We start from the raw sequence: 17,278 nt of genomic DNA, 5'->3' as shown, positions 1-17,278 counted from the left end.
ACGCGGGAACGGTCGGGTCACGAACACGAATCAGCTGGCGCGGTGGATGGGATGGACCCGCGACAGCGCCCGTTTGGCCTCGGCGAGTGAGATCAGCTGATCCTCGTCGTCGATCTCGGCGACGGCGGCCTCCGCCCATTCCCGCAGCAGCGTGGACACGCCGACCCGACGTTCGTCGGCCAGGTCCTTCAATCGGGAGTGCAGGCCCAGCGGCAACCGGATGGAGGTGGTCACCATGATGTCCTCGTTGGCGGGCAGGCGGGGTGGCGCTTCGGCGGCCGCATCGGAGAAACTCAGCCGATCCATGAAGTCGGCGAGCTCTTCCTTGCTCGATGGATAATCCTGATCGCTCATGAGCGGTCCCTACTTTCCCACTGCTCGAATTGCGCCAGCTCCTCGGCGCGCATCGCGCGTGCGCCGATGATCACCCACGTCCAGTCGTCGCGCTGTCGTGTGACCACGATCAGCGGACGTCCGGCCGTGGTGCGCCCCCACACCGTCAGAACGGACACCTGGCCGTCGAAGGCCGGGCGTGGCCACCGTCGTGACGCTGCGAGGACCTGCCGAACCTCGCTGGGTTCGACGCCGATCAGGTGAGCGATCGCCCAATCAGGCCACTCGAAACCCATAAGTCCATAATACGCACGTAGTAACTACCTGTGAAAGCACTGAGCATCCCGACCGGATCGGTGGGTAGATTCGCTGGGTGTTGACCATCAGCAGACTGGTCGCCGATCCCGCGCTCGGCCTGCGGATCGTGACGCCGGAACTCACCGATCGCCTGGCCGCCGAGATCCGCTGGCTGCACACCACCGAGCTGCCCGACCCGTCGCGCTATGTGCGTCCCGGCGAGCTGGTGCTGACCAACGGGCTGTGGCGGCCGCACGTCGCGGCGGCGGGGTTCGTCGAGGCGCTGACCCAGGCGGGTGCGGCCGGCCTGGTCTTCGGGCTGACCGCGCAGACCCCGGTGCTGCCCGCCGAACTCGTCGACCTGTGCCGCGAGCGCGAGCTGCCCCTGGTCGAGTTGTGTATCGGGGTCCCGTTCGCCGCCCTCACCCGGGCCGCCGCCCGGATCCAGAACGAGGTACTGCAAGCCGAGCTGACCGCGACGGTGCGTCGGGGCGACGCGCTGGCCACCGCGCTCTCGCGTGGCAGCGGTGCGGCGGGCGTCCTCGAAATCCTGCGGGGCGAGACGGAATTGCCGCTGCTGGTGGTCGATCGGCGGGGCCGCTGCCTGGCCGCCATCGGCTGTGAGCCGACCGCCGAGCAGATCAGGGTGGCCGCCGCCGCGCTCAATCGCACGCCACCGCCGCTGGAGGTGAACCTGCTCGGGTCGGGACCGTCGGCGCTGTACCTCGTCGAGGGCGCGATGGGGGAGATCGACGCCGGGCTCTACTGCCTCGAGCCGGCGGCGACGCTGACCGCCGCCGACCGGGAGGCCCTCGAGCAGGCGGCCAGGTTCCTGAGTCTCGAGGTCACCAAACAGCAGGCGGTGCAGGCCATCGAGGCCCGCTTCGCCGCCGAGGTGCTCGAGATGATCCTGTCCGGACCCAGCCGCGACGACGACGTGAGCCGTCGGTTGCGGGCCTACGGCGTGCCGTCGGACGAGCCGCTCGCGGTCCTCGCGCTCGCGGGCGCGGACGTGTCCCTCGACGACATCGCCGACGCGGTGGGCACCCTGTTCGCCGCGCACGGCATCCCGGTGTTCACCGCCGCGGGCAGCCGCGACGTGGTGGCGGTGAGCCCGTGGCCGGGCACCGCCGAGGAGCTGGCCCGCTTCGCCGCCGAGCTCTCCGGCGACATCGCCCGCCGTACGGCGGCGCCCCGCATCGTCATCGGCGTCGGTGACCTCGCCGCCGCCGCGGCGAGCCTGCGCGAGCCGCTGGTCCGGGCGCGGGAGGTCTGCCAGGCGTTGCGCGCGCAGCCCGGCCCCGACACCGCGACCTTCGCCGATATCGCCACCCACCGGATGCTGCTGGGCCTGCTCGACGCCCGGGTCCTGGAGCGATTCACCGACCAGGTCCTCGGCGCCCTGCGTGCGCACGACGCCCGCGCCCACACCGAACTCGAGCACACCCTGCGCGTCTTCCTCGCCAACGACGGGCAGTGGGGGGTGACGGCGACGGCGTTGCATGTGCACGTCAACACCCTGCGCAACCGGATGGCCAGGATCACCGAGCTCACCGGCCGCGATGTCCACCGGCTCGCCGACACCGTCGACCTGTTCCTCGCGCTCGCGGCGGGCGCTCAGCCGGGATAGATCGCCGGATCCAGGTCGTAGGTGGGCAGTGGCCGCTGCGGTGTCGCGGTGTCGGCGCGGGCCCAGGCCGCCACGTCCCGGCAGCGCGCGAACGTCACGTCCCCGCACTCCTGGGCGTAGCGGATCAGGCTGCGCAGCGCCAGCATCCGGCCAGGGCGGCCGGTGAGGAACGGGTGCATGCAGACGTTGAACAGGCACCGGTAGTGGCGCATCCCGTCGAGTTCGGCCCGCCACATGCGCTCGACCTTGGCCGGCTCCTCGATGACCGACCCGATCCGCGGTTGCGGCAGGTACGCGTACTGCTCCCAGTCGTCGAGCGACCAGTGCACCGGCAGTTCCACCACCGGCGCGTGCGCGCCCGGCACCAGATACGGCCGGTCGTCACCCATCAGCGAGGAGTCGTAGGCCAGCCCGTATTCGGCGACCAGCCCGAGGGTTTCGCGGCTGGCGCTCCACATCGCCGCCCGGTGCCCGGCGATGTCGATGCCCTGTGCCGCGAAAACCTCCAATGCCCGAACGAAATCCGCGCGCTCGGCGCCCGGGGGCAGCGAGGTGGGCGCTCGGTGACTGTAGGAGTGGTGGGCGACCTCGTGCCCGCGATCGACGATCGCGGCGGCCAGCCCCGGACGCTGCTCCGCGACCCAGCCGGGCACGAAGAACGTCGCGGGCACGGCCAACTCGTCGAGCAGGTCGAGGATCCGTGGCACGCCGACATCGGGCCCATAGGACTGGTGCGACATCACCATCGGGTGCTCGGCGTAGCGCCCGCCCTCGGCGAGGATCGGCGTCTCGGCGTCGACGTCGAAGGTCAGGGTCGCCACGGCGGCCGCGCCACGGGTCCAGGAGGTCATCGGCGTGCGCGCCAGGCCGCGGCAGTGTCCAGGTTCGCCATGGGGTGCAGCATCTCACGGTCGAACGCGGCGAGCGGAGCCCCGGTCTCGACCCGGCGGGGCAGGTCGGGGTTGGCCAGCGCGCCGGTGCCGAGCGAGAGCAGATCCGCGTGCCCGCCGGTGAGGACGTCGGCCGCCTGGGGCAGCGCGTGCATGCCGCCGTTGGCGACGACCGGCTTACCGGTCACCTCGCGGGCGAGCTGGGTGATCGTCGAGCCGCCCGCCAGCCGCGCGGTCTCCAGGAAGTCGCGGCCCTCGCTGGCGATGTGCAGGTAGCTCGCGTCGGCCAGCGCGTCGAAGATCACACGCGCGTCGTCCGCGCCGCCGGGCCAGCGGTAGGCGAAGTCGTTGACCTTAGTCTGCGACAGCCGCATTCCCACCGGCAGGTCGCCGACGGCCTCGCGCACCGCGTCCAGCACGCGCACGTGCAGCCGGATCCGGTTCGCCACCGGGCCGCCGTACTCGTCGGTGCGCAGATTGGTGTAGTCGGTGAGGAACTGGTCGAGCAGGTAGCCGTTGGCGCCGTGGATCTCGACGCCGTCGAACCCGGCGGCCCTGGCCCGGGTGGCCGCGGCGGCGAATCCGGCGATCACCTCGTCGATATCCCGGGCGGTCATCTCCGCGGGCGCGCTCCACGCGCCGCCGACGCCGCCGTAGTCGGCCATCATCCGTCCCGGCGGCGCCACGGCCGACGGACCGATCGTCCCGACGCCGTAGGAGTTGCCCTGGGAGATGGCGCCCGCGTGCATCAGCTGGGCGACGATCGGCACGCCCTCGGCGTGCACCGCGTCCACCACCGTCCGCCACCCGGCGACATGGCCCTCGGTGACCAGACCGGGCTGGCCGAAGTAGCCCTGGCTGTGCGCGGCGTCGGGGTAGATGCCCTCGGTGGTGATCAGGCCGAAGCCGCCTGCGGCGAATTCGCGGTAGTACCCGGCCATCTGCGCGGTCGGGGTGCCGTCGGGCTGGGCCGAGATCCGGGTCATCGGGGCGACGGTGAAGCGGTTGCGCAGCCGCAGGGGTCCGAGATCGAACGGGGCGAGGGCGGGGTGGGCGAGGTCGGTGGTGGTCATCGGTTCTTCTCCTCGGTGGTCAGGACGGTCAGCGACAGCGGGCTCGGGCCCGCCCCGTTGATGACGTTGTGGTCCTGCGGGCAGGACGAGACGACGACGAGACACGGCAGCTCGGCGCGCAAGGTGATGGCGTCGCCGGGCCGCGTCGCGGCGGTCAGCCACGACAGCTCGCCGTCGGCGCCGACGGGGATGCGCATGAACACGTTGATGGGCTGCGGGATATGGGACGGCGCCGGATACCCGCGTTCGGCCAGCGCGTCGGTCAGGTTCTGCGCACAGCTGGCGTGGTCCGGATCCCCGTAGGCCGCATAGCGTTGCGGGTCGCAGGCGGCGATCAGCATGTCGTGAATGCCGGGGGAGGTGTCGGCGAGGTAGGTGAGGATCGGGCGGCGCCGGTTGGTCACGAATGCCTCGCCCAGCGCCGGGAACAGGCGGCTGGTGTGGGTACGGGTGTGCGCGGCGCTGTGGTGTTCGGCGAGGTCGTCGGCGTGGTAGGCGAACACGTCACCGACCTGCCCGCCGGCGACATCGGTGATCCGCAGGCGATCTCCGGGGCGCAGGAGCACCGACCTGGCCTGCCTGGCGGGCACGAGGACCGGCTCCGGGTGGCTCAACGTTGTCATGCCGTTCAGTCAACCGGTGCGCGGGACCCGAGCGCCATGGAGATGTCGACACTCTCTTGTGTTCGAGGTGGATGTTTCACTATGTCACGAGGGCTTGGGGTGCGATAGCGTGCGATGGTCCGTTCGGTCGACGCACAGGAAGTGCCCATGATCACTGCCCTCGCCACGGCACACGCCATCGCGACCGGCGACACGACCTCTTCGGCGGTCGTCTCCTCGGCGATAGACGTTGCGCGGCAGCCTGATTCGGCCACGACGCTGGTGACCGTCACCGCTGAACGCGCCCGTCTCCAGGCCGCGGTCGGCGATCGCCGGGCGGCACGGGGCCTTCGGCGCAGTGTCCTCGACGGTGTGCCGATCGTGTGGAAGGACCTGTTCGATCTCCAGGGCACGGTCACGACGTGCGGTTCTGCCAGCCACCAGTACGACGAACCCGCCGCCGTCGACAGCCTGCTCGTGCGCCGGGCCCACGATCGGGGCCTGGTCACCCTCGGCAAGACCACCCTCAGCGAGTTCGCCTTCTCCGGCCTCGGCGTCAACACCCGCTTCGGCACCCCCACCAACCCCGTGGCCCCCGATCTGATCCCCGGCGGATCCTCGTCGGGGTCGGCCGTCGCCGTCGCCCGTGGCCTGGTCCCGCTGGCGGTCGGCACCGACACCTCGGGCTCCGTGCGCATCCCCGCCGCCCTCTGCGGAGTCCTCGGATTCCGCGCCAGCCCAGGGCGATACGGGCCGCACGACTTCGCGCCTCTGTCGCCGACTCTCGACAGCGTCGGTCTCTTCGCCACCACCGTCACCGACATCGCCGCCCTCGACGGCCTACTGCTTCCATCAGGTTCCACGCCGTCCCTCCGGTCGGCGCCCGTCGGCCAGGGGTTCGAGGGCCGGACAACGGACCGGGAGCGTATCGCCGCTCATGGGTTCGAATCCCTCGGCACGACAGCGGGGTTCGCCGCCGCGCGCCCGCTGCCACCCCGGTTCGTCGTCCCGACCGGCGAATGGACCGACGACCTCGCGGCCCCGATCGCCGAGAACTTCGCCCGCACCGTCGCGCACCTGCGGGCCGCGGGAGCGGCCGTCGAGGTCCGCGCGCTCGCGTCCCTCGTGACCGCACAGCGACTGCTGGACGACCACGGCACGATCGTCGGCGCCGAGGCCCACCGCCTGCACGGCCACCGGCTTCGCTCGACGATGCCGATCGAACCGGCCACCCGCCGCCGTCTGGAAGCCAACGCCCACACGGCGACCACCATCGCCCCGGTGTACGCCGCGCTGCCCGGCCTGCGCGCCGACTTCGCCGCCGAACTCGGCGCCGCGACTCTCCTCTGCCCGACGATCCGCCGCCTGCCACCGCCGATCACCGACCTGCTCGCCGACCCGGATGCCTACGACACCGCCAACGCGACGATCCTGCGCACCACGATGCTGCTGAGCTACCTCGGCAGCTGCGGCATCAGCCTGCCCACCCCGTCCCGCCACCCGGGACACTCCGTCCTGCTCTCCAGACACGGCGGCGCCGACGGCGCGCTGCTGGCGGACGCCCTGTGGACCGAACGAGTCATGCACCGGCACCAGGATCACTAGCGGCCGAACGAGTCGCGCACCTGCCTCGGGATCACCAGCGACCGAATCCTCGGTGGCGCAGTGGGGACCGCGGGTCGGTGGCTTGCCTGTGCAGGGGTCGGCGCCGGTCCGGCGCACCGGGAACCGTGGGATTCGCGCCGGGGTGCGGTCGCGGCCGTACTCTCGAACGGATGCGTGTGGACGGGCCGCGGGTGGGTCCGGGTGAGTGGAGGAGGGCGGGCGTGAGGGTGCGCGACGGCGAGATCGATCGCCCGCTGTCACCGTCGGAGCGCTGGTTCTGGCTGGTCGATCAGCTGTCCCCGGCCAATTGCGTGGTCCGGCTGCGGGTGCGCGGCCCGATCGGCGGGTATCGCCTGGAGGACGCCGCGGCGGCGGTGGTCGCCGAATTCCCGTTGCTGCGGGTGGTCGTCGCGGACGGGCCCCGGTTCGTGCCCGCCGCCGACCCACATCTGCCGGTGCTGCATCGCATCGTCGGCGATCCGGACGAGTGGCGCACCGTCTTCGACGAGCAGCTCGCCACCCCGGTCGATCTCGCGACCGCGCCCGGCAGGCTCATCGATCTGGCCTGGCGCCCGGGTACGTCCGACGAGCTGCACGACCTGATCCTGGTCTTCTCGCATGTCCTCGTCGACGGCCGTTCGATGGCCTCGCTCGGCTCCCGCATCCTCGCCGTCGCCTTCGGCGCGCCCGCGTCCGAGATCGTCCGGCCCCCGATCCCGGCCGCCGACGACCTGATCCCACCCGCGCACACCGGCCTGCTGCGGTGCCTGCGCACGAACCTCTCCGGCCAGCTCACCGCGACTCTGCGGCGCACCGTCGGCCTGCCCGGCACCCCGCCGCCGCTGCCCGCCCGGCGCACCCGTACCGTGCTGCGCACCCTCGAGGGCGACGAGCTGGCCGCGCTGCGCACCCGCTGTCATCGCGCGGACGTCACCGTCAACGCCGCGCTGACCGCCGCGCTGGCCCAAGCGCTGGGCGAGCTGAATCGCCCCCGTGGCTCCGGCATGGCCGCCATCGGCATCCCGGTCGACGTGCGGTCGCGCCTGCGTCCGCCGCCCGCCGACGACGAACCGGGCATGTTCACCGCCGTGGTCCCCACCTTCATCCCCTTCGGCCCGGAAAGCTCCCTCTGGGACGCGGCCCGCACCGCCAAAGCTCACCTGGCTCAGCGCCTGGACCGCCATGCCGACCTCACCGCGCTGGCCGCGATTCGCTACGGGTGCCCGCGCTCGCTCGAATCAGGCAGGCGCGCAGTCGAACTCGTCGACCGTCGCGCGCCATGGAACGTCACCCTGAGCAACCTCGGTCACCTCACCACCCCCGAAACCCCAGAGCCCCTGCCCATCACGGCCCTCACCGTCGCGGGCACCAACTCCTGCGCCAGCGCCCTCACCGTCGCCGTGGCGACCCTGCACACCACCATGTCGATCACCTTCTGCTACGTCGACACGATGCTCGCGCGCTCCACCATCGAATCCCTCGCCGACCACACCCTCGCCGCCGTCACCCGCTGACACGCGGCGGAGCTAGCCGAGGTGGGCGCGCAGCCGGTCGCGGAGGGCGGCGCGGTCGGGTTTGTTGGTGCGGCCGCTGACCGGGATCTTGTCGACGATCACGATGTCGTCCGGAACGGCCGTGGTGTCGATGATCTGGGGCAGGCGGGTGCGCAGCAACGCCGAGATGTCGCCCGCGTCCGGGTCGGCGACCACGGCGAGGACGATACGTTCATCACCGATCTCGTCGGGCAGGCCGACCATGATCGCCTCGCGGACCCCGGCGATCGCGGTGATCACCGGCTCGTACAAGCCCGGGTAGATATTGGTCTTGCCGCGGATCATCATGTCCTTCTTGCGGCCGGTGAGCACGAGCTGCTCGCCGTCCCAGCGCGCCAGGTCGCCGGTGGCGACCTCGGTGAGCGGCTCGTCGCCGAGATAGCCGCGGCACAGATTCGGGCCTGCCAGGACGAGTTCACCGTCCGCGGCGATGCGCGCCCGCACGCCGGGGACGGGGGCGCCGAGCAGATCGCCCTCGTGGGCGAGCTTGGCGACGTCGTTGGTGACGGCGACCGGCAAGATCTCCGTCATCCCGTAGATGGCGAGGAACTCGGTGCTGGGCAAGGATTTCCGCGCCCGCCGCAGCAGCGCCGAGGTGACGGGTGCCCCACCGAGGGCGACCTGGCGCAGGTTCGTCGGTGCGGTGATCTCGCCCGCCTCGAGCGCGTCGAGCGCGACGGCCAGGTCGGCGGGGGTGTAGAAGGCGTGGGTGGCGCTGCGCAGCTGGTGGGTGAACCGCACCGGGTCGATGTGGGTGCCGAAGCGTGGATACGGCGTCATCGCCCAGCGCGCGCCCGCCATCAGCGCGGGCAGCCCCATCATCAGCTGCTCGGTGTGCAGGAACGCGCCGGGGGCCAGACTCGTCCGCCCGCCCATCGCCGCCAGCCCGGCGCCGAGCGAAGCACGGGTGTGTACAACGGCTTTCGGGTCATCGGTGGTCCCGGAGGTGAACACGATCAGCGCGGCCGCCTCGGGATCGGGGGGCGCCGCGGCGGGCCCGGCCGCCTTACCGGTGAAGCGGCGCAGGGGAATCGAGCCTGCGGGCACGCCGGGCAGCCACGCGCCGCTGTGGATGTGCCGCACGTCCAGCGCACCGAAGCGCGGCAGGCTCAGCCCCCGCCGACGCCCGAAGCCGGCGAGCGGGCCACTCACCGCGTACAGCAGCGATTCTGTTGCCGCCCAGGTCGGTTCGACCAGGGCCACCCGCTGGGCGAACAGCTCGGGCCCGATGCCCGGGTCGACGAACACGATGGTGCCGCCCGCGGCGATCACGCCGAAGATCAAGGTCACCGAGGCCACGCTCGGGCGGATCGAGAACAGCATCCGGTCGCCGGGCGCGAACCCGGTCGCGCCCAGATTGGCCGCGACCCGATCGACGCTGTCGACGAGCTCGCGATAGGTCAGCGCGCGCTGACCGACCGTGCCGAGGGCCGAGGCGTCGGGAATGCGATCGGCCTGCATCGCCAGGTGAGCGAGGAAATCGGCGGTCATCGGATATCGACGATGTCGGGCCGGTAGCGGTGGTCGGCGTACCAGGCCAGTGTCTTGCGGATGCCCCACGCGCGCACCCGCCGGTTCGAGCCGTACACCCGCACGTCACGGCGCAATCCGTAGTCGGTGGTGATCGTGCGCACGGCATTGACCAGCGCCCGGTCCTCGTGCAGGTCCTCGATGGCGGTGCGCGGGAATCCGCCTGCGGCCGTGTACAACTCGGCCGTGATCGCCATATTGCAGCCGGGCGTCATCACGTACGGGCCCAGATACTTCGGGTCGCGATTGCCCGAGCGCACCTTCCCGAAGGCCGAGGCCACCTCGAGTGCGACCCGGATGATCGTGCGGTCCCGCCACGACACCCCTTCGTCGGTCCGGGGAATCAGCTGCCCGCTGATCAGTCGCAGCCCCGCGTCGAACCCGGCGTTGATCCGCTGGGTCCAGTCGGGCGCGGGCAGGCAATCGGCGTCGGTCCGGGCGAGCCGGGTCGCGCCCCGCGCGATCGCGTACCGCATCCCGGTGTCGGCGGCGGCGCCGGTGCCCTTCTGCGCTTCGCTGATCACCTCGATCGCGGGAACCGGATGCGCGGCCGCGAACGCCCGCACGATGTCGGCGGTGCCGTCGGCCGAATTGTTGTCGACCACGACCACGCGGAAGTCGGTATCACGTTGCGCGGCAACGGCGGTCAGCGTCGCGTCGATCCCGCGCGCTTCGTCGAAGGCGGGGATCACGACCCACAGCCCGCTCACCGCCGCGCCACCAACCGGTCGAGACCACCGATCTCGGTGACCCAGTCGTAAAAGCGATCCAGCCCCTCCGCGAACGGCACGGTCGGCCGGTAGCCGAGTTCGCCCTCGGCGCGCGAGAGATCATAGGTCGCCGACCGGGTGACCAGCGCGACCGCGTAGCGCGACAGCGGGGGAGTCCACCGCCGCGCGACCGCCGGAATCCGCCACACCGTCTCGATCGCCGCCAGCGCCCCGCCGAGTACCGGCGCGGGCACGACCACGCTCGGCGCGGACAACCCGAACCGCCGCGCCACCGCGGCCATCGTCGGCCACACCGCCACCGGCTCGGCATCGGCGACGAAATAGGCGCGCCCGCCGACCTTCTCGGCCGCGAGCGCCAGCTCCACCGCCTGCACCAGATGATCGATGTAGCACAGCGACGCGCGCACCTCGCGGCCGCCGGACAGGTCGGGCAGGCGTCCCGCCCGCAATTTCGCCAGGATCTGCACGATCGGCCCGTGTCGATCCCCGGGCCCCCAGACGGCGCGTGGCCGCAGCGAGCACGTCGTGAAGGTCGGCGTATCGGCCGCCAGCACCAGCTGTTCGGCGACCGCCTTGGTCTCGCAGTAGCTGTTGAGGAATCGCGCCGGGTACGGCACCGACTCGTCGATCCCCAGCTGATCACCGCCGTCGGGCGCCATCAGCGCGCTGGGACTGCCGATGAACACGAAGCGCTCGACTCCGGCCGCGGCGGCCTCCTGCATCAGCCGATCGGTCCCGGCGACATTGACCGCGAAGAACTCCGCGGGCCGCCCGAACTCACCGAGCAGCGCCGCGGCGTGCACGACGGCCGTCACCCCGGAGACCGCGCGGGCCAGCGCCGCCGTGTCGGCGAGATCGGCCACCGCCACCTCGGCGCCCGCCGGGGCCGTGGCGGGGTCGCGGACCATCGCCCTGACCGCGACGCCGCGCGCCAGCAGGCCGCGCACGATCGCCCCGCCGACGAACCCGCTCGCCCCCGTCACCAGCACAGTCATCGCGTCACCCTACGACGTGGACCCGGCCCGACCGCCGGGGCGCACCGGTCCCGGCGGTCGCGCGCCGCTGCCCACGCCGATTCACCGATCGGCCTCGCCCAGTGTCTTCCACCAGGTCGCACCGAGCAGCATCGTCATCGCGGCGGCCCGGCCGGGCCCGATCCCGTGCTCGGCGGCCACCCGCCGCGCGGCTGGGATCTGGGCGAGGTGCGCGCCGACGCTGAGCGCCAGATCGATCCAGAACGCCAGCTTCGCCAGGCGGGAACGGAACGGCCGCACGATCCCGAGGATCACGTAGGCCCAGCCGAGCACCGGCACCGCCCGCAGGGCGAACACTGTCGTTGCGCTCGGGGCGCTCGCCGTCGCCGCGCGATGGCGCGCCTGAGTCTGCTGCGGTGCCGTCACCGTCCACCTCTCCTTGTTCGCGTTCGCTGTCGACGCGGCGTGTGTGGTCATCACCGCACCCCGGGCCCGCGGTAGGTCACCGCGGCTGCCGTCGGTCCGCCGTCGGCGGCCACGAACAGCAGCGGCTGATCGGTGCGTCCGGCCTCGCGGGCCGCCACGTAGGCGGCCGTGAGCGCGGAAGTGTGCGCGTCACCGGCGAAGTCGTCGGTCACCAGCGCGGCGACGCCGAGTTCGGCGGCCAGTGCCGTGGCGAATTCGGGCGTCGGCTTGCCGCACACGAGGACCACGCGCTCGGCCTCGATGTCGTCGGCAGCCAATGCTTCCCGGGCCGCCGCGGTCGCGTGCTCGACGAGTTCCGCTGTGCCGGTATCGAGGTCGACGGTCAATGCCGACCGTCCGGTGGCGCCCATCGCCGAGAGCGTCACGTAGCCCTGCGGATCGGGCAGCGCGTCACCGGCACTCACGTGCACGCCGCCGAAACCGATGGCGGTGGCGGAATTCTCGAGCACCAGTGCCGCCCCGACCGGCTCGAACGGGAAGTCCGCGTCGGCGCGCATCGACGGATGCGCGTCGCCGGAGACGACGACCACGTGCCCGGCGGGCAGGTCGGCCAGCAGCGACGCGGCCACGCCGACCGCGTTGACCAGGCCGCAGGCGCCGTTCATCAGGTCGAACGACAGGCAGGGCACGTCGCCGGGCCGGTACTCGAGGCCGATGCCCGCCGCCTGCTGGATGAGCGCGGCCACCGCCGGTTCGACGAGGTTCGCGTCGCGGTAGACCCCGACGTTGATCAACGCGTCGACCTGGTCCGGCGGACAGCCCGCACCGGTCAGCGCGGCCCGCGCGGCGGCGGCCGCCTGACCCACCGAGCTGACGCCACCGGTCTGCGTGACGGCCGAAGAAATGATGATTCCCATACTGTCCTATACCCGCAGATCGCCGATTGTCACCGACAAGAACCCGGCGACCACGCCCGACGCGGCGGGCACCAGCAGCACTTTGGACCCCGGCGCGATCCGGCCCTGCCGTAGTGCGTCGTGCAGCACCACGAAGTGCGAGGTCGAGGCGGTGTTGCCGTAGCGATCCAGCACCGCCAGCTTCGGCGGCATCGGTGAGTCGAACTCGCGCTCGGCGATCTTGTCGATCAATTCCACGGCGGGACCGCTGAATTGATGATGGATCAGATAGTCGTAGCCCTCGGCGGCGAAGTCGGAACCACGGGCGGCCAGGAACTCGCGCTGCCGCGAAGTCCACAGCAGATACCGCGACTCGTTGTGCATCGCGCGATTATCGGTGTAGAGCGCGACGCCGGGGCCCTGATCGCTCGGCATGCCCAGGCACAGTTTCGCGAAGGCGGCGCTGGTGTTGAGCTCCACGTAGTCCAGGCCGGGGCCGTCGGTGGCGTCGAGGACCACGGCCGCGCCCGCGTCGCCGACGGTCAGCGAGGCGAACTGCGGGTCGTACTTCTGCGAGATCTCGCGCACCGCGGTATCGGAGATCGGGGTGATGCACTCGCCGGAGACCACCAGGCCCCTGCGGACCGCGCCGGAGCGAATCATCCGGTCCAGCAGCAGGACTCCGGTCATCATCCCGGCGCAGGCGTTGGACACGTCGAAGTGGATCGCCCGGTTCGCCCCCAGCGCGGTGCGCAGCATCAGCGCGAACGACGGCTCGAGGCAGAAGTCCTCGCCCCGGGTGCGGGTGATCGAGCAGGAGATGATCACCTCCAGCTCGGCGGCCTCGTAGCGGGAGTTCGCCAGCGCCTCGCGCGCGGCGGCCAGCGCGATGCTGAACGAGTCCTCCGGCCTGCCCTGCGCGTCGACGCCGCGCACCCGCCGCGCCGCCACCCCGCTGACCTTCTCCAGATCCAGCGGCGCGTCGATGGCCAGCCGGCTCATCAGCTCCGCCGTGGTCACCTCGCGGGCGGGCAGATACGCGCCGACGGCCTCGATTGTGGATTTCACCATGTGCTTGTTCACTTCCGAATATCGCGCGATGCACAGTCCTCCATCAGCGCATCTCGCCGATCCTAGTCACAGACCTTCACTATTCGGTCTCGCTCAACTAGATTGTGCCGGGGTGTGGAGTGCTGCCCGACGCCATGAACTCACCCTACTCGCCGCAGGTCAGCCCTGGTTGCCCGGCGTATTGCTGCTGGGCCGGGTCGCGCGCCCGATTCGCAAGGTCCCCAAACTCGGCTGGTTCGTTGCCGATCCGCTGGTCGCACGCCAGATCTACAACGACAGCACGCACTTCAGCATCGTCTCCGAGGGCGCCGCCGGGCACTGGTGGGCGCAGGTCATCGGCGACTGGGTCGAGGACCTGTTCGAAGGTCCGGGTCACACCGAGCTGCGGACCACGGTGCGAGACCTGTTCACCCTGACCCACACCGACGCGCTCGTGGCGCGCGTCATCGGCCCTGACCTGCGGGATCTGCGTGATCGGCTGGCCGAGGGTGAGACCGTCGACATCGCCGCGCGCGCCCAGATCCTGGTCGGCCGCAGCGTGTCCGACCTGGTCGGCATGCGCCCCGAGGACATCGCCGCGGCCATCGGCGGCGATCCCACCGACGACCTCGACGCGCTGTTCCTGCGGCTGTTCCACCATGTGGAGGAGCTGGTCAACCTGGGTTTCGGCACCATGGCCTCGACCACGCTCGACCCCGTCGCGGTGGCGCGGGCGAAGGAGCTGGCCGGGCAGCTGGCTGTCAATGTCCCTACCGCCTACGCGCGCGCCGATCCCGACACCACGCTGGGGCGCTGTCGCGAACTCGGCCTCGACGTCGAGCACGCGGCCGGGCTGGCCATCCTGATGGCGGTGGCCGGCACCGACACCCTGGCCAGCGCCATGACCAGGATGGTCGCGATCATGCACGACACCGGCGAGCACCGGGCCCTGCTCGCCGCGCCGCACCGGCTGCCCGACGCGGTGCGCGAGACCCTGCGGGTGACCAGCCCGGCCTACCTGGTCGGGCGCTCGGTCACCGCCGACGTGCGCGTGGCGGACCGGGACCTGCGGGCGGGCGAGCACGTCAAGATCCTCACCTGGACCATCAACAACGCGGTCGGTGAGTTCAGCGTGCACCGCGACTACGTGTCCGAGACCCGGCAGCTCTGGTTCGGCGGCGGCCGCCATCTGTGCCTGGGTGCCCAGCTCGTGCACTCCGAGCTGACCGCGCTGCTCGAGGCGCTGACCGCGGCGGGCAGGCCGTGGGAGATCGTCGAGCGCCGCTACCGGCGCAAGGTGTTCATCCCCACCTACGAGACGCTGCGCATCCGGCTGGCGGGCTGAGCACAGCACGAAGGCCCCGTCGGTGGACGGGGCCTTCGCGGTGGCTACTACTGGTTTTCCGGGGCGTTGATCCGGTTGCTGAAGCCGATACCGATCACGATCGCGGCGGGCACGCCGGTGATCACCAGACCGGCCGCGGCGCCCAGCGGGATGCCGACCGCGCCACCGGCGAGGCAGCCGGCGATGCCGGTCGCGCCACCGAGCGCCAGCACCGGGATGCCCAGGATCAGGCCGCCCGCGGCGCCGATCGCGCAGCCCGCGACGCCACCGACGAGGGTGCCGACCAGGGTGCCGATGGCGGTGACGATGCCGAACTGGGTGGCGGCGGCGCTCACCGCGTCGTCGAAGGCGTCCTGGCGGACGACGTCCTTGAGCAGGGTGGACGGGCGGGCCGAGGCCGCCTCGGTGCGCGGGGTGAGCACGGCGCGGGTGCCGTCGATGGCGGCGTCGATCGGGTACTCGAGGTCGTTGAGCGTGTAGGCGAGCGGGAACCCGACGACGACGTTGCCCTGCCCGTCACGGACCTGGAACTGGCCGTTCTCGCTGGCCAGCGAGCCCGCGTCGGTTTCGACGACGACCGAGTCGCCCTCGATGCCGGTCTTCCAGTTGATGCCGGGCAGCACCTGGTTCACGCCCTGGCTCACGCCGTCGAGGAAGGCGGGAATCGGCGCCGGGGCCGGGGCCGGGGCGGCGTGCGAGGTGCCGGTGGCGATACCGAGCGCGGCGATGACAAGTGCGGAGGTTGCGGCAACCTTGCTGAGCTTCATGAATGCAGTCTTTCCCTCAATGGCAATGCTCCCGGGGGAGCGCAGGCCCTCGATCGAGCACCCATGAACAAGTGTCCAACTCAATGTTGCTGAGATGTAACTTAAAATGTCATAAGAACACAAAACGGACAGTGATCTGCGCCATTGCGTTCGAATGTCATTTGCCGCGTGGAACTTTCACCCCCGAATTCGCCATCGTGATCTGAAACACGTCAGGGTCGTCCCTGGTCGGCCACTGCCGGGACGAGCCGGAGCCGCCGCGACAGATCCGACGCGAAGACCTGCTCGGGATCGGCCGCGTCCCGCACCCGCCGCCATTCGTCCAGCCGCGGATACATCGCCGCGATCGTCTCCGGAGCGGTCCGCGAGTCCTTGGCGAAGTACAGCCGCCCGCCCGCGACCAGCACCCGCTCGTCGAGCTCACGGCAGAAGCGGTCCAGGCCGGCCGTGATGGGGAAGTCCAAGCTCAGCATGTATCCGGGGTGTGGCCAGGACAGCGGCGCCGGGTTGCTCGGGCCCATCCGCTTGAAGACGTTGAGGAACGAGTGGTGCCCCGACTCGGCGATGGCCTGCACCGCGCGGGCCAGGTGCCGCTCGGCGCCGAACGGCATCGAGAACTGGTATTGCAGGAACCCGCGCCTGCCGTAGGCGCGATTCCATTCACCGAGCAGATCCAGCGGGTGATAGAACTGCGTCTGTTCACCATCCCGTTCGGAAAGATATCGGGCACGGTGAACAATTGCGGCGCATCGAAAGTCAACGGTTTGCTACGCAGTTTCATCGGCAGCTGGTCCACGGTTGCGAGCGAACCGCGGCTGAACCCGGCCCGACCGAGTTTCGCGCCGGTGGAAATGGTGTCGGGCACCGACATCGAATAGTCGTAGCCGTCGTCGGACCCGCCGGTCAGCAGCGCCATCGTCTCGTCGAGATCGCGGGTGCGGTCGTTGTCGACGAAGAAGTACGCGGTCTCGGTGTGCTTCAAGCGGATTCGGGCACCGGTCACGATGCCGGTCAGCCCCATCCCGCCGACGGTCGCCCAGAACAGCTCGGACTCGGGGCCCTGCGGGGTCAGTGTCCGCACCGAACCGTCGGCGGTGAGCAGATCCAGCGACACCACGTGGTTGCCGAAGCTGCCCTGCGAATGATGGTTCTTGCCATGGATATCCGACCCGATGGCGCCACCGACCGTCACCTGCCGGGTGCCGGGCAGCACCGGGACCCACAGTCCGTACGGCAGCGCGCGCCGCATCAGGGCATCCAGGCTGACCCCGGCGTCGACGTCGGCGATCCCGCTGTCGGGGTCGATGTGGTGGATGCGGTCGAGCGCGGTCATGTCCACGACCAGTCCGCCGCCGTTCTGCGCCGGATCGCCGTAGCTGCGGCCCAGTCCGCGCGCGATCACCCCGCGCGGGCCCGCCGTGCGCACCCGCTCGGCGATCACGCCGATGTCAGGCGTGCGCAATACCTCGGCGACGGTCGGCGCGGTGCGCCCCCACCCGCTCAGGCTGCGCCGTTGGGTCTCGGGAATCCCCTGTGTGAAAGTCACGGGAGCACACGTTGAGTCGTGTTGCTGAGG

General features: G+C 71.1%; 16 protein-coding genes and 1 pseudogene. 4 read left to right on the top strand and 13 right to left on the bottom strand.

Going from position 1 to position 17,278, the window contains the following annotated elements; translation table 11 throughout:
* Positions 1-30 precede the first annotated feature (30 nt).
* Entirely contained in the window at positions 31-354 is a 324-nt protein-coding gene (locus tag Q7X29_RS28275) for a hypothetical protein (RefSeq protein WP_218718645.1), read from the bottom strand.
* Positions 351-629 carry a hypothetical protein gene (locus tag Q7X29_RS28270; protein WP_218718646.1) on the bottom strand — a complete coding sequence of 93 codons (279 nt, stop codon included), beginning with the start codon at positions 627-629 and terminating at the stop codon, positions 351-353. The genes Q7X29_RS28275 and Q7X29_RS28270 overlap by 4 nt, the downstream gene beginning before the upstream one ends.
* A 77-nt stretch (positions 630-706) precedes the next feature.
* Here Q7X29_RS28270 and Q7X29_RS28265 point away from each other — a divergent pair, with 77 nt between their 5' ends.
* Positions 707-2,260 (top strand): PucR family transcriptional regulator, encoded by a 1,554-nt coding sequence (locus Q7X29_RS28265; RefSeq protein WP_316575890.1) that lies wholly within the window; start codon positions 707-709, stop codon positions 2,258-2,260.
* On the opposite strand, the gene Q7X29_RS28260 is transcribed toward Q7X29_RS28265, so the two are convergent.
* The 3 genes from Q7X29_RS28260 to Q7X29_RS28250 are packed head-to-tail and all read right to left on the bottom strand — an operon-like array spanning position 2,248 to position 4,846.
* Positions 2,248-3,111, bottom strand: coding sequence for a polysaccharide deacetylase family protein (locus Q7X29_RS28260; protein ID WP_218718648.1), 864 nt, complete (start codon positions 3,109-3,111; stop codon positions 2,248-2,250). The two genes, Q7X29_RS28265 and Q7X29_RS28260, sit on opposite strands and share 13 nt — an antisense overlap.
* The gene (locus tag Q7X29_RS28255) at positions 3,108-4,223 is read right to left on the bottom strand and encodes an NADH:flavin oxidoreductase (protein ID WP_218718649.1); all 1,116 of its coding nucleotides are present in this window, start codon (positions 4,221-4,223) and stop codon (positions 3,108-3,110) included. Before Q7X29_RS28255 ends, Q7X29_RS28260 begins: the two co-directional genes overlap by 4 nt.
* Entirely contained in the window at positions 4,220-4,846 is a 627-nt protein-coding gene (locus tag Q7X29_RS28250; RefSeq protein WP_218718650.1) for a DUF1989 domain-containing protein, read from the bottom strand. Before Q7X29_RS28250 ends, Q7X29_RS28255 begins: the two co-directional genes overlap by 4 nt.
* Positions 4,847-4,993: 147 nt before the next feature.
* On the opposite strand from Q7X29_RS28250, the gene Q7X29_RS28245 reads away from it, so the two are divergent.
* Positions 4,994-6,430, top strand: a complete 1,437-nt coding sequence (locus tag Q7X29_RS28245; RefSeq protein ID WP_316575889.1) for an amidase family protein — start codon at positions 4,994-4,996, stop codon at positions 6,428-6,430.
* Positions 6,431-6,651: 221 nt separating this feature from the next.
* A complete protein-coding gene (locus Q7X29_RS28240; RefSeq protein WP_316575888.1) occupies positions 6,652-7,944 on the top strand; it encodes a phthiocerol/phthiodiolone dimycocerosyl transferase family protein in 1,293 nt (430 codons plus the stop codon).
* Positions 7,945-7,956: 12 nt separating this feature from the next.
* Here Q7X29_RS28240 and Q7X29_RS28235 read toward each other — a convergent pair whose 3' ends face one another.
* The 6 genes from Q7X29_RS28235 to Q7X29_RS28210 form a co-directional block, all read right to left on the bottom strand.
* On the bottom strand, positions 7,957-9,474 hold the full coding sequence (locus Q7X29_RS28235) for a class I adenylate-forming enzyme family protein (RefSeq protein ID WP_316575887.1): 1,518 nt from the start codon (positions 9,472-9,474) through the stop codon (positions 7,957-7,959).
* Entirely contained in the window at positions 9,471-10,223 is a 753-nt protein-coding gene (locus Q7X29_RS28230) for a glycosyltransferase family 2 protein (RefSeq protein ID WP_218718654.1), read from the bottom strand. Before Q7X29_RS28230 ends, Q7X29_RS28235 begins: the two co-directional genes overlap by 4 nt.
* Positions 10,220-11,239 carry an NAD-dependent epimerase/dehydratase family protein gene (locus Q7X29_RS28225; protein WP_316575886.1) on the bottom strand — a complete coding sequence of 340 codons (1,020 nt, stop codon included), beginning with the start codon at positions 11,237-11,239 and terminating at the stop codon, positions 10,220-10,222. Before Q7X29_RS28225 ends, Q7X29_RS28230 begins: the two co-directional genes overlap by 4 nt.
* Positions 11,240-11,320: 81 nt before the next feature.
* Positions 11,321-11,644, bottom strand: coding sequence for a hypothetical protein (locus Q7X29_RS28220; RefSeq protein ID WP_316575885.1), 324 nt, complete (start codon positions 11,642-11,644; stop codon positions 11,321-11,323).
* A gap of 50 nt (positions 11,645-11,694) precedes the next feature.
* Complete coding sequence (locus Q7X29_RS28215; protein WP_316575884.1) at positions 11,695-12,561, bottom strand: hypothetical protein; 867 nt, start codon at positions 12,559-12,561, stop codon at positions 11,695-11,697.
* A gap of 6 nt (positions 12,562-12,567) precedes the next feature.
* Positions 12,568-13,611, bottom strand: a complete 1,044-nt coding sequence (locus tag Q7X29_RS28210; protein WP_316575883.1) for a 3-oxoacyl-ACP synthase III family protein — start codon at positions 13,609-13,611, stop codon at positions 12,568-12,570.
* A gap of 169 nt (positions 13,612-13,780) precedes the next feature.
* On the opposite strand from Q7X29_RS28210, the gene Q7X29_RS28205 reads away from it, so the two are divergent.
* Positions 13,781-14,935 (top strand): cytochrome P450, encoded by a 1,155-nt coding sequence (locus Q7X29_RS28205; protein WP_316575882.1) that lies wholly within the window; start codon positions 13,781-13,783, stop codon positions 14,933-14,935.
* Between the two features lie 47 nt (positions 14,936-14,982).
* On the opposite strand, the gene Q7X29_RS28200 is transcribed toward Q7X29_RS28205, so the two are convergent.
* Together Q7X29_RS28200 and Q7X29_RS28195 are read right to left on the bottom strand one after the other, a co-directional pair.
* Complete coding sequence (locus tag Q7X29_RS28200; protein WP_218718658.1) at positions 14,983-15,702, bottom strand: hypothetical protein; 720 nt, start codon at positions 15,700-15,702, stop codon at positions 14,983-14,985.
* 212 nt (positions 15,703-15,914) lie between these two features.
* A pseudogene (locus Q7X29_RS28195) lies at positions 15,915-17,248 on the bottom strand (FAD-binding protein).
* Between the last annotated feature and the right edge of the window lie 30 nt (positions 17,249-17,278).

The sequence above is a fragment of the Nocardia canadensis genome (assembly GCF_032656385.1).
In the GTDB taxonomy this organism is placed as follows: domain Bacteria; phylum Actinomycetota; class Actinomycetes; order Mycobacteriales; family Mycobacteriaceae; genus Nocardia; species Nocardia canadensis.
The sequence above is the reverse complement of the archived record's forward strand: the minus strand, read 5'-3'. Positions and strand labels throughout refer to the sequence as shown.

Coding starts and splice junctions, on each gene's coding strand:
- Q7X29_RS28275 (WP_218718645.1), bottom strand. CDS start 354: ATGAGCGATCAGGATTATCCATCGAGCAAGGAAGAGCTCGCCGACTTC.
- Q7X29_RS28270 (WP_218718646.1), bottom strand. CDS start 629: ATGGGTTTCGAGTGGCCTGATTGGGCGATCGCTCACCTGATCGGCGTC.
- Q7X29_RS28260 (WP_218718648.1), bottom strand. CDS start 3,111: ATGACCTCCTGGACCCGTGGCGCGGCCGCCGTGGCGACCCTGACCTTC.
- Q7X29_RS28255 (WP_218718649.1), bottom strand. CDS start 4,223: ATGACCACCACCGACCTCGCCCACCCCGCCCTCGCCCCGTTCGATCTC.
- Q7X29_RS28250 (WP_218718650.1), bottom strand. CDS start 4,846: ATGACAACGTTGAGCCACCCGGAGCCGGTCCTCGTGCCCGCCAGGCAG.
- Q7X29_RS28245 (WP_316575889.1), top strand. CDS start 4,994: ATGATCACTGCCCTCGCCACGGCACACGCCATCGCGACCGGCGACACG.
- Q7X29_RS28235 (WP_316575887.1), bottom strand. CDS start 9,474: ATGACCGCCGATTTCCTCGCTCACCTGGCGATGCAGGCCGATCGCATT.
- Q7X29_RS28225 (WP_316575886.1), bottom strand. CDS start 11,239: ATGACTGTGCTGGTGACGGGGGCGAGCGGGTTCGTCGGCGGGGCGATC.
- Q7X29_RS28215 (WP_316575884.1), bottom strand. CDS start 12,561: ATGGGAATCATCATTTCTTCGGCCGTCACGCAGACCGGTGGCGTCAGC.
- Q7X29_RS28210 (WP_316575883.1), bottom strand. CDS start 13,611: ATGGTGAAATCCACAATCGAGGCCGTCGGCGCGTATCTGCCCGCCCGC.
- Q7X29_RS28200 (WP_218718658.1), bottom strand. CDS start 15,702: ATGAAGCTCAGCAAGGTTGCCGCAACCTCCGCACTTGTCATCGCCGCG.